This window comes from Streptomyces griseorubiginosus (assembly GCF_017614965.1).
In the GTDB taxonomy this organism is placed as follows: domain Bacteria; phylum Actinomycetota; class Actinomycetes; order Streptomycetales; family Streptomycetaceae; genus Streptomyces; species Streptomyces griseorubiginosus_B.
The window spans coordinates 1-10,777 of the sequence record NZ_WVUG01000298.1 but is presented as its reverse complement, the minus strand read 5'-3'; the positions used below and the strand labels follow the sequence as shown (position 1 = coordinate 10,777).

8 protein-coding genes are annotated in these 10,777 nt (G+C 71.2%); 3 read left to right on the top strand and 5 right to left on the bottom strand.

What is annotated here, in order from left to right:
- Window positions 1-3: 3 nt before the first annotated feature.
- A complete protein-coding gene (locus GRC12_RS35965) occupies window positions 4-2,616 on the bottom strand; it encodes a PA14 domain-containing protein (RefSeq protein WP_208784231.1) in 2,613 nt (870 codons plus the stop codon).
- 163 nt (window positions 2,617-2,779) lie between these two features.
- Between GRC12_RS35965 and GRC12_RS35960 the strand changes: the two genes are divergently transcribed.
- Complete coding sequence (locus GRC12_RS35960) at window positions 2,780-3,163, top strand: cupin domain-containing protein (protein WP_208784230.1); 384 nt, start codon at window positions 2,780-2,782, stop codon at window positions 3,161-3,163.
- A gap of 12 nt (window positions 3,164-3,175) precedes the next feature.
- Here the strand turns inward: GRC12_RS35960 and glgC are convergent, their stop codons facing one another.
- From glgC to GRC12_RS35945, 3 genes are all read right to left on the bottom strand, one after another.
- The gene (glgC, locus tag GRC12_RS35955) at window positions 3,176-4,396 is read right to left on the bottom strand and encodes a glucose-1-phosphate adenylyltransferase (RefSeq protein WP_208784229.1); all 1,221 of its coding nucleotides are present in this window, start codon (window positions 4,394-4,396) and stop codon (window positions 3,176-3,178) included.
- 81 nt (window positions 4,397-4,477) lie between these two features.
- Window positions 4,478-5,629: a glycogen synthase gene (gene glgA, locus GRC12_RS35950; protein WP_208784227.1), complete on the bottom strand. Its 1,152-nt coding sequence runs from the start codon at window positions 5,627-5,629 to the stop codon at window positions 4,478-4,480.
- A 37-nt stretch (window positions 5,630-5,666) separates the two neighbouring features.
- Window positions 5,667-6,425 (bottom strand): (2Fe-2S)-binding protein, encoded by a 759-nt coding sequence (locus GRC12_RS35945; RefSeq protein WP_208784225.1) that lies wholly within the window; start codon window positions 6,423-6,425, stop codon window positions 5,667-5,669.
- A 212-nt stretch (window positions 6,426-6,637) separates the two neighbouring features.
- On the opposite strand from GRC12_RS35945, the gene GRC12_RS35940 reads away from it, so the two are divergent.
- A complete protein-coding gene (locus tag GRC12_RS35940) occupies window positions 6,638-7,735 on the top strand; it encodes a DMT family transporter (protein WP_208784223.1) in 1,098 nt (365 codons plus the stop codon).
- On the opposite strand, the gene GRC12_RS35935 is transcribed toward GRC12_RS35940, so the two are convergent.
- Complete coding sequence (locus GRC12_RS35935) at window positions 7,725-8,915, bottom strand: transglycosylase family protein (protein ID WP_208784221.1); 1,191 nt, start codon at window positions 8,913-8,915, stop codon at window positions 7,725-7,727. The two genes, GRC12_RS35940 and GRC12_RS35935, sit on opposite strands and share 11 nt — an antisense overlap.
- A gap of 278 nt (window positions 8,916-9,193) precedes the next feature.
- Between GRC12_RS35935 and gndA the strand changes: the two genes are divergently transcribed.
- Window positions 9,194-10,633 carry an NADP-dependent phosphogluconate dehydrogenase gene (gene gndA, locus GRC12_RS35930; RefSeq protein WP_133046521.1) on the top strand — a complete coding sequence of 480 codons (1,440 nt, stop codon included), beginning with the start codon at window positions 9,194-9,196 and terminating at the stop codon, window positions 10,631-10,633.
- Window positions 10,634-10,777: the final 144 nt, after the last annotated feature.

Here is a 10,777-nt window from a genome sequence, read left to right as displayed (position 1 = left end):
GGGTCAGGGGGTCGAGGGGCACCCTGCGGGAACCGCCCTGGAAGCGTCCTGGATCAGGGCCCGCTGGGCGGCGCGCACAGGCCGGGCGTCCGGCTTGAGCACCTCGCGGTCGTAGGTGAGCAGCCCGTTGAGCTCGCCCTCGACGTCCGAGATCTGCGTGTAGACCGCGCCGTTGCCGCCCGCGCAGGCCAGGGCGTGCACCTCGGCGAGCTTGGCGAGGTAGTCGTCGGTGTAGGTCGCCGGGTCGACGTCGACGTACGACTGCTGCACGGACCAGGCGTGACCGGGCACCGCCAGCCCCAGGCCGCCGTACTCGCCGCTGACCAGGGCGCGTCGACCGTCCGGGTGGGGTGGCAGGGCGGGGCTGGGATAGCCGTGCTCGTCCATGATGTCGCCGGTGCCGCCGTCGGCCCCGAGGTTCAGTCCCGACATGGAGTTGACCAGCCGGGACGGGTCCCAGGCCTTGGCCTGGTCGGCGATGCGGGCCATGTCGTACTGGCCCCAGCCCTCGTTGAAGGTGACCCACATGACCACCGACGGGCTGCTGACGTGCTCGTCGATGATCTGCTTCATCTCGCGCTCGAACTCGGCGCGGGCGGGGGGAGACGGATCCACCCCGGCCGTCATCGCGGGCATGTCCTGCCACACCATCAGGCCCAGCCGGTCGGCCCAGTAGAACCAGCGGTCCGGCTCCACCTTGATGTGCTTGCGCACGGCGTTGAAACCGAGCTGCTTGTGCACCTTCAGGTCGTGGGCCAGCGCGTCGTCGGTCGGGGCGGTGTAGAGGCCGTCGGGCCAGAAACCCTGGTCGAGGGTGGCCATCATGAAGACGGGCTTGCCGTTGAGGAGGGTGCGCGGGACGCCGTTCACCTTCTCGACGGAGATCGAGCGCATCCCGAAGTAGCTGCCGACGTGGTCGGCGCCGACGGTGACCTTCAGGCCGTAGAGGAAGGGATCGTCGGGCGACCACAGGTGCGGCTTGTCGAGGGTGAGCGTGAGCGGGCCGCCGGTCCGGCCGCGCGCCGTGGCGACCTCGCGCTTCCCGTCGTACGCCCTCACCGTGATCGGTACGCCGGCGCGCACACCCTGCGCCTCCACCGTCAGCCGGCTCCTCGCGACGTCCGGGACGAGCTTCAGCGCGTCCACGTGGTCGGCTGCCACGGGCTCCATCCACACCGTCTGCCAGATGCCCGAGGTCGGCGTGTACCAGATGCCGCTCGGGTCCAGACGCTGCTTGCCGAGCGGTGGGTTCTCGCCGTCGGCCGCGTCGGTGGGGTCGTACACGCCGACGATCAGCTCCTGGGTGCGGCCCGGCTTCAGCGCGTCGGTGATGTCGGCGCTGAACTTGTCGTAGCCGCCCTGGTGTTCGGTGACCTCGGTGCCGTTGACGTAGACCTCGGCCCGCCAGTCGACGGCCCCGAAGTTGACCCGCAGCCGCTTGCCCGAGCCGATCCTCCAGCCGGCGGGGACCGTGAAGGTGCGGCGGTACCACATGCGGTCCTCGTGCCGTTCCAGGCCGGAGAGCTGGGACTCGACCGGGTACGGGACGAGGATGTGCTCGGCGAGGTTCTGGCCGACCGGCGGCCGCTCCCCCGCCGTCGCCGCGGCGAACTGCCAACGCCCGTTCAGGTTGCGCCAGTCGGCGCGGGTCAGCTGCGGGCGCGGGTACTCGGGGAGGGCGTTGTCCGGGCCGACCTGGTCGGCCCATCGCGTGCGCAGTTCGTGGGTGGAGCGGTTGGGCCCGCTGGACCAGAACGCCTTGACAACGTTGCCGTCCGCGCGGGCGAGGCCACCACCGCCGTCGTAGCGGACATCGGCGGTGCCGCGGGCGGTGCCCGTCTTGTTGCCGACGACGGGCTGGGTGAGCGCGATCAGGAGCGACCTGTGGTCGGTCGGGTCCAAGCTCGTGCCGCCCAAGGGCCACTTGGCTCCGCCGATCACCGCTTGGAGGTGGTCGGTGAGGCCGGTCGGGGGTGCGGCGAGGGGCTGGGCGAAGTCGAGCTTCAGCGTGCGGCCGGTGGCGAGGACGGCGGTGGCGACGGCACCGTCGTAGTCGAAGCCGTCGGGCAGCCGGAACGCGGACTGCGGGACGGGCACCTTGGTGCCGCCGGGCTCGGTCCAGCGCAGGTGGAGGTTGGAGCCGCCGTAGTGCTCGAAGTACTCGACCTTGATGTCGTAGGCGTGTCCAGCGGTCAAGTCGACCGGCCGGCCGGTCTGTTCGGTGTCCCAGTCGTCCACCCAGTGGTCGATGACGAGCTGTCCGCCGATCCAGAGGCGGAAGCCGTTGTCGCCGATGATCGAGAAGGTGTGCGGACCGGTCCGCTCCGGGACGATCTTCCCGGTCCAGCGGACGCTGACGTCGTCGGACCGTCCGGTGGTGAACGCCAGGCGCGGCTCGAGGTTGTCGAAGTCGAGGTTCGGGTCGAAGCCGGTCGCCTTGAGCTCGTGGAAGTCGAAGGCGCCGGGCGCGGACTGGGTGTAGTACTCGCCCTTCAGGCCGTGGACCTCCACCGGGTCGCCGGCGGCGGTCGCGGTCGGGGCGGCGGCGAGCCCGGCGATGCCGAGCGCGAGGGCCAGGAGTAACGCGAGTCGGTCTCTGAGGCGTGACAGGTGCACGGAAACCTCCATAACAACGTTGTCATGGACAGCAGTTGGCATGACAACACGGATTCCGCATCCCGTCCAGGGACATGACAAGACAGTGCCCCGGTGGCCGGGCGGCGAGAGGGGCGGAGAATGGGAGAAGGGGTCGGTCTCTGCGGGAAGAAGGCGAGAAGAGATGCCGAAGGTTTCCAGGCAGTCGGCCACGCAGGGCGGGGACTTCGGCCCCGTCGTGGATCGCGCCGAGGAGGTCGAGTCCTACGCCGTGGACTTCCTGACGTTCCGCGAGGACATCGACCACCGGCCCCTGCTCAAGGGGCTGCCCGACGACCGGTGCCAGTGCCCGCACTGGGGCTATGTCTTCAAGGGAGAGCTCGTTTTCCACTACGCCGACCGGGACGAGACGTACGAGGCCGGCGACGCCTTCTACGCGCCGCCGGGCCACGCGCCCACGCACACCGCGCCGGGCACCGAGTACCTCCAGTTCAGCCCGGCCGACGAACTGCGGCGGACCAGCGAGGTGATCATGAAGAACTTCGAGTCGATGCGGCCGCCCGGCTGACCCTCCCGCCCGCTACGACACCACCTGCCCCTTCCCGAGGGCGATCACCCCGCCCTTGGAGACGGTGTACAGCTCGGCGTCCCGTTCCGGGTTGACGCCGATCGTCGCGCCCGGCGGCACCTCCACGTTCTTGTCCAGGACCGCCCCGCGCACGATGGCACCCCGTCCGATGTGGACGTTGTCGTGCAGCACCGAGCCCTGCACCACCGCGCCCGGGTCGACCAGCACACCCGGCGACAGCACGGAGCGGGTCACCTGGCCGCGGATCAGGCAGCCGGCGCTGATGATGGACTCGCTGGCGATGCCGCCCGCGTTGAACCGGGCCGGGGAGAGCTGGTTGGAGTGGGTGTAGATGGGCCACTGCCGGTTGAAGAGGTTGAAGGCGGGCCGCTCGGCGATCAGGTCCATGTGCGCGTCGTAGTACGCGTCGAGGGTGCCCACGTCCCGCCAGTAACCGCGGTCCCGGGTGGTCTCGCCGGGCACGTGGTTGGCGCTGAAGTCGTACAGCTGGGCCTCGCCCCGCTCGGTGAGCTGGGGCAGGATCGAGCCGCCCATGTCGTGCACGGAGTGCTCGTCCTCGGCGTCCCGCTGCAGTGCCTCGATCAGCGCCTTGGTGGTGAAGATGTAGTTGCCCATGGAGGCGAACACGCACTCCGGGTCGTCCGCGAGGCCCGGCGGGTCGGCGGGCTTCTCCAGGAAGCGCTCCACCGTCAGCCCGTCCGAGCCCGGGGTGATCACGCCGAACTGCGAGGACTCCGAACGCGGCACCCGGATACCGGCCACCGTGACGCCCGCCCCGCTCTCGATGTGCTGGGCGAGCATCTGCCGCGGGTCCATCCGGTAGACGTGGTCGGCGCCGAACACCACCACGTACTCGGGCCGCTCGTCGTAGATCAGGTTCAGCGACTGCAGGATCGCGTCCGCGCTGCCCAGGTACCAGCGCGGGCCGAGCCGCTGCTGGGCCGGGACCGGGGTGACGTAGTTGCCGAGCAGACTGGACATCCGCCAGGTGGTGGTGATGTGCCGGTCCAGCGAGTGCGACTTGTACTGCGTCAGCACACAGATGCGCAGGATGTCGCCGTTGACGAGGTTGGACAGGACGAAGTCGACGAGACGGTACGTCCCGCCGAAGGTGACCGCTGGTTTCGCGCGGTCGGCTGTCAGGGGCATCAGGCGTTTGCCTTCTCCGCCCGCAAGGACGATCCCGAGCACCGAAGGTCCGCCACGACGCATGGCCGCTCCCCTCACCGTGGTTGATCCATGCCTGCCCCTGGGCGAGGCGGAGTAAGCCTGTTCGAAGAACTCCCGACGGTTCTATTCCTGTTTGAGGATCTCTTCGTAAAGCCCGACCGTACGGCGGGCGACGGCGTCCCAGCCGAACTCCTCCACCGCGCGCACCCGCCCGGCCTCACCCATCCGCCGGGCACCCTCAGGATCGCCGATCACCGCGTCCAGTGCTCGCGCGAGGGCCGCCTCGAAGTCGTCGTCCACGGGGACGAGTACCCCGGTACGGCCGTCGTCCACGACCTCGGGGATGCCGCCCACCCGGGAGGCCACCACGGGCGTGCCGCAGGCCATCGCCTCCAGGTTCACGATGCCGAGGGGCTCGTACACCGACGGGCAGACGAACACCGCCGCATGGGTGAGCAACTGGATCACCTCCGGCCGCGGCAGCATCTGCGGAATCCAGTGCACGCCCTCGCGGACCCGGCTCAGCTCCTGGTAGAGATCGCGGAACTCCTGGTCGATCTCCGGTGTGTCCGGCGCGCCGGCGCACAGCACGACCTGCGCGGCCGGATCGATGTCCCGCACGGCCCGCAACAGGTGCGGTACGCCCTTCTGGCGGGTGATCCGGCCGACGAACAGGATGAACGGGCGGGTGCGGTCGAGGCCGATCCGGTCGAGCACGTCGGTGCCGTGGTCGGGGCGGTAGAGCGTGGTGTCGATGCCGTTGTGCACGATGTGGACCTTGGCCGGATCCAGCGTCGGGTAGCACGTGAGGATGTCCTCGCGCATGGCCCCGGACACGGCGATCACGGCGTCCGCGCTCTCGATCGCGGTGCGCTCGGCCCAGCTGGAGAGCGCGTATCCGCCGCCGAGCTGCTCGGCCTTCCAGGGACGCAGCGGCTCCAGCGAGTGGGCGGTCATCACGTGCGGGACGCCGTACAGCATCTTGGCGAGGTGGCCGCCGAGGTTGGCGTACCAGGTGTGGGAGTGGACCAGCTCACGGCCTTCGAGGCCGGCGGCCATGGCGAGGTCCACGGAGAAGGTGCGCAGCGCGTCGTTGGCGGTGTCCAGGGCGGCCCAGGAGCGGTGTCGTACGACTCCCACCCCGCGGCCCTCGCCCCAGCAGTGCACCTCGAGGTCGACCAGGGAGCTCAACTCCCGGGCGAGGAACTCGACATGGACCCCCGCGCCGCCGTACACGTCCGGCGGGTACTCCCGGGTCAGCAGTCCGACTCGCACCCGCAACTCCCTGTTTCGGCGACCGGTTCCTTCATGGTCACCCAGATGAGCCGCGCGCGGAAGAGCGCGGGGCTCGTGTGAAGCAACAGTCACCGCACACTCCCCCGCCGGGCACCCGGTAGTAGAGGCAGCAGCTGCGGCGCCGGAGGGTGTCGGTGAGGGTGCCGGCCAGGAGCGGGTGGGCGAGGAGGGCGGCGGTGAGGGAACGGGTGCGCGTGGCGGCTTCCTCGTCACCCCGCGCGCGGGCCCAGTGCTCCAGTTGGCGGGCGGCTGCGGCCAGCGCGGAGGCCGCGTTGCCCCACAGCAGGCCGGGGGCGACGCGGTGGTGGGCGCGCAGGGCCGTGGCGAGCGGTTCGAGGTGGCCGCGCAGGACGACGTCCGCGATCGTCGCGGGGTCGGCGGGCAGCGGGCGGACCTCGGAGAGCCAGAGGTCGTCGGGAGCGCCCGCGCCGGGGTCCCAGCGCAGCAGCCCGGGGGCGAGGTCGGGGATGCGGCCGTAACGGGCCGCGCACCCGAGGGTGACCGACCAGAGCCGGGCTGCGAGCCCCTGCTGAGCCACCGAGGCGGCGATCCGGGGTTCCGGGGCGCGCAGCGCGGCGGCTACCTTCCCCACCCGAAAAGTCAGCGTATTTCCGTAAATCTCCGAGGGGCGATTTTCGTACGTCTGCGCGAGACTGGGAAGCGGCGCCGCCGGTCCCGCGCCCGCGCGCAGGACGAAGAAGCCGCCCAGCGCTTCGAGCGCGGCGAGATCGGGGTCGAGGTCGGGCTCCGGGTCCACGAACAGCAGTAGTACCAAGGTCCCTAGGGGTTCCTCCCAGGGGGTGTCCACCCCGGTCACCCACCCTGGGGAGGACGGTGCCCGATTCGTACTCCATCGGCAGTAGGACCCATTGGGTGCTCAGGGACGACGACGGGAACAGATCGACAAGGCATCGTGTTCACCATGAAGGCCGACCGTTCGCCGTGCAGGGGCAACCGCCCCCGCCTCACGCAGAGGAGCAGCTGCTCATGAGCGCCCTCGCGTTGTCCGTGATCCTCTCCCTCGTCTCCGCCGTCGCCTACGCCGGCGGGGCGATCGTGCAGGAGCGCGTGGCGGTGACCTCCCCCGGCGAGCAGTACGCGCCGCTGCGCCGGCCCGGCTGGTGGGCCGCGGTGGCGCTGAACGGCCTCGGCGGTCTGCTGCACGTGGCGGCGCTGGCCTACGGCCCGCTCAGCCTGGTGCAGCCGCTCGGCGCCCTGACCATCGTGCTGGCGCTGCCGATGGCGGCCCTGTTCGTGGGCCGCAAGGCCGGTTCCACCGCCTGGCGGGGCGCGATCATGGCGACCGTGGGCCTCGCCGGTCTGCTGTCCCTGGTCGGCGCGTCCGACGAGCAGTCGCTGGACACGGCGCAGCGCGTGGCGGTGGCCGCGGTCACCGGCGGCGCGGTCGTGGCCCTCATGATCGCGGGGCGGGCCGCCCACCGGCACCCGGCGGTGCGCAGCATGCTGCTCGCCACCGCGTCCGGCATAGCCTTCGGCATGTCCTCGGTCTTCACCAAGGTCGTCGCGGTCGACTGGGCCGGCGGTGTGACGCTCTCGGACGTGCCCTCCCTCGCCGTGATCGGCGTCTTCGCCACGGCCGGACTGCTGCTGTCGCAGGCCTCCTACCGGGGCGCCGGCCTCGCCGCCCCGCTGGCCACGCTCACCGTCGTCAACCCGGTGATAGCGGCCGCGGTCGGCATCACGATGTTCGGCGAGACCTTCCGCTACGGCAGCACCGGCACCGCCCTCGCGCTGAGCTGCGGCGTGGTGGCGGCGGGCGGCCTGATCCTGCTGACGACGGAGCGCATCGCCCGCACCGCCGCCGAGGAGGCCGCGCCGGCCCTGCCCGAGCAGACCGTCACCGGGGCGGTCCCGGCCGAGCTCCCCCAGGAGCCGGTGGCGGAAGTCCCAGCGGGGATCGTGGTCCCCACCCAGGTGGGTCCGACGTTCCTGGCGGTGGCCTACGTCGAGAACGACGAGGAGACCCCCGACCCGGCCCGCTACCGCTTCTACGGCCCCTTCTACGGCGGCTCGTACGTCCCGGCGCCGGCCGTCGACCGGCACCGGGAGCGGGTCAGATCCTGACGCCGCCGGCCCTCAGATACCTCAGAGGGTCGATGTCCGAACCGAAACCGGGCCCCGTCCGCACCTCGAAGTGCAGATGCGGGCCCGTGGCGTTGCCGGTGGCCCCCGAGCGGCCGATGCGCTGGCCCTCGCTCACGCTCTGCCCGGCCCGCACGGAGATCGCCGACAGATGGCCGTACTGGGTGTAGCGGCCGTCCGCGTGCCGGATCACCACCTGGTAGCCGTACGAGCCGCCCCAGCCGGCGGTGACGACCCGGCCCGCCGCGACCGACCGCACCGAGGTGCCGGTGGGGACGGGGAAGTCGACGCCGGTGTGGTAGCCCTTCGACCACGAGGAGCCGGCCACGTGGTAGCCGGTGCCGATCGGCCCGCCCACCGGGGCGATCAGGGAGTGGTGACGGGTGGTGGTCCGCTTCTCCTCGGTGGCCGGAGCGGCCTCCTTCGTCGACGACTTCGCCGACGCGGTGTGCGTGGTGGGCGCCTTGGCCCGCAGGTCGAGCCGCTGCCCCGGCAGGATGAGGTCGGGGTCGGACCCGATGGTCCGGCGATTCGCGGCGTACAGCCGCTGCCAACCGCCGCGTACGTGCTGGGTGTCGGCGATCTCGGAGAGGCTGTCGCCGTGCACCACGGTGTACATCTCGGCCGTGCCCGCCCTCGACTGGGGCGTGGACTGCGGCTGGACGTCCCGCACGGACGTCTTCTTCCTGGTCGACGTCTGCTCGGGCGTCTGGTGGGTGGACGTCCGGTGGGTGGACGTGTGGTGGGTGGTCGTGCCGTCGGTGTGCAGGTCCGGCGTGTCCCCGCCGCGCGTCAGCCCGGCCTGGACCGAGCACACGGGCCAGGCGCGCGGCCCCTGTCCCCGAAGTACCTTCTCCGCCACGGCTATCTGCTGGTCCTTGGTGGCCAGATCCGCGCGCCCGGCGTACACCGTGCCGCCGTAGGCCTCCCAGGTGGACTGGGTGAACTGCAGCCCGCCGTAGAAGCCGTTGCCGGTGTTGATGCTCCAGTTGCCGGAGGACTCGCAGGCGGCGACCTTGTTCCAGGTGGACACGTCGGCCGCGTGCGCGGTGCCGGCGCCGATCAGCGGGATCGCCATGCCCGCGCTGGAGGCGGTGACGGTCAGTGAGGCTCGGTTGATCCTGTTCGGCTGATACCGGCGGTGCCGGCCGCGTACGGCCATGGAGATCCCCCTCGACATGCGTCAGGAGGGCCAAAAGTAAGCGTGCCGAACAGGCCATGACAAGACGGCAATCGGCCGCCCTGTCCCGCAAGGAATCAGGAATAGACGGCAGTTGCACGGTGGCTGAGACAGGCGGGGCCCGTCGTGCGTATCTGCCTGCGGCACACCGGGCGACCCGGACATGCGCTCGGCGTACCGGCACGTCAGGATGGTCGGTGGGGCGATACTGACGGGCACGAACGGCACCACCGACACCGGATCCTCAAGGAGCCAACCGAATGAGCAACACAGCCCAGATCGGCGTCACGGGACTCGCGGTCATGGGCCGCAATCTCGCCCGCAACTTCGCGCGCAACGGCTACACGGTCGCTCTGCACAACCGGACGGCGGCGCGTACGCACGCCCTGGTGGAGGAGTTCGGGAACGAGGGCGACTTCATCGCGGCCGAGACCGCCAAGGAGTTCGTGGCGGCGCTGGAGCGGCCGCGGCGGCTGGTCATCATGGTCAAGGCGGGCGAGCCGACCGACGCGGTGATCCATGAGTTCGCGCCGCTCCTGGAGCCCGGCGACATGATCATCGACGGCGGCAACGCGCACTTCGCGGACACCCGGCGCCGGGAGCGCGAACTGCGCGAGCAGGGCATCCACTTCGTGGGCATGGGCGTCTCCGGCGGCGAGGAGGGCGCGCTGAACGGCCCGAGCATCATGCCGGGCGGCCCGAAGGAGTCGTACGACTCGCTCGGCCCGATGCTGGAGAAGATCTCCGCGAAGGCCAAGGACGGCGCTCCCTGTGTGACCCACGTCGGTCCCGACGGCGCCGGGCACTTCGTGAAGATGGTCCACAACGGCATCGAGTACGCCGACATGCAGCTCATCGGTGAGGCCTACCAGTTGCTGCGTGACGTCGCCGGCTACTCCCCCGCGCAGATCGCCGAGATCTTCCGCACCTGGAACACCGGGCGCCTCGACTCCTACCTCATCGAGATCACGGCCGAGGTGCTGTCCCACGTGGACGCGGCGACGGGCAAGCCGTTCGTGGACGTGGTCGTCGACCAGGCCGAGCAGAAGGGCACGGGCCGCTGGACGGTCCAGATCGCCCTGGACCTGGGCGTGCCGGTGTCCGGCATCGCGGAGGCGGTCTTCGCCCGCTCCCTGTCCGGTCACGCGGCGCTGCGCGAGGCCTCGCGCGGTCTGGCCGGCCCGAAGGCGCAGACGCTGGGCGAGTCGGAGGCGGCGGCCTTCGCGGACCGGGTCGAGCAGGCGCTGTACGCCTCGAAGATCGTCTCCTACACCCAGGGCTTCCACGAGATCGCGGCGGCCCGCGAGGAGTACGACTGGGACATCGACCTGGGTGCCGTGTCGGCGATCTGGCGCGGCGGCTGCATCATCCGGGCGGCCTTCCTGGACCGCATCCGCGCCGCGTACGACGCCCGCGCGGACCTGCCGAGCCTGCTGTCGGACGAGACCTTCGCCCAGGAGATCGCGGCCGCCCAGGACGACTGGCGCGAGGTGCTGGTCGCCGCGACCCGCCAGGGCGTGCCGACCCCGGGCTTCGCCGCGGCCCTCGCCTACTACGACGCGCTGCGCGCCGAGCGGCTGCCCGCGGCCCTCACCCAGGGCCAGCGCGACTTCTTCGGCGCCCACACCTACCGGCGCACCGACCAGGACGGCTCGTTCCACACGCTGTGGGGCGGGGACCGCTCGGAGGTCTCCGCGTAACGGAGGACGGCACGAGGCGGCGGGCGGCCCGAGCGGCCGCCCGCCGTCGTGTGCGGACCACCGGTTCAGGTCAACGGCGGTCCCGGCTCCGGACTCGGTACGGGTTCCGGACCCGGGGGGACAGGAGGCGGGGTCGGCGGGGAG

Bases quoted from the DNA above. Each gene is read 5' to 3' on its own strand.
- GRC12_RS35940 (WP_208784223.1), top strand. From the start codon at position 6,638: ATGAGCGCCCTCGCGTTGTCCGTGATCCTCTCCCTCGTCTCCGCCGTC.
- GRC12_RS35960 (WP_208784230.1), top strand. From the start codon at position 2,780: ATGCCGAAGGTTTCCAGGCAGTCGGCCACGCAGGGCGGGGACTTCGGC.
- glgC (WP_208784229.1), bottom strand. From the start codon at position 4,396: ATGCGTCGTGGCGGACCTTCGGTGCTCGGGATCGTCCTTGCGGGCGGA.
- GRC12_RS35935 (WP_208784221.1), bottom strand. From the start codon at position 8,915: ATGGCCGTACGCGGCCGGCACCGCCGGTATCAGCCGAACAGGATCAAC.
- gndA (WP_133046521.1), top strand. From the start codon at position 9,194: ATGAGCAACACAGCCCAGATCGGCGTCACGGGACTCGCGGTCATGGGC.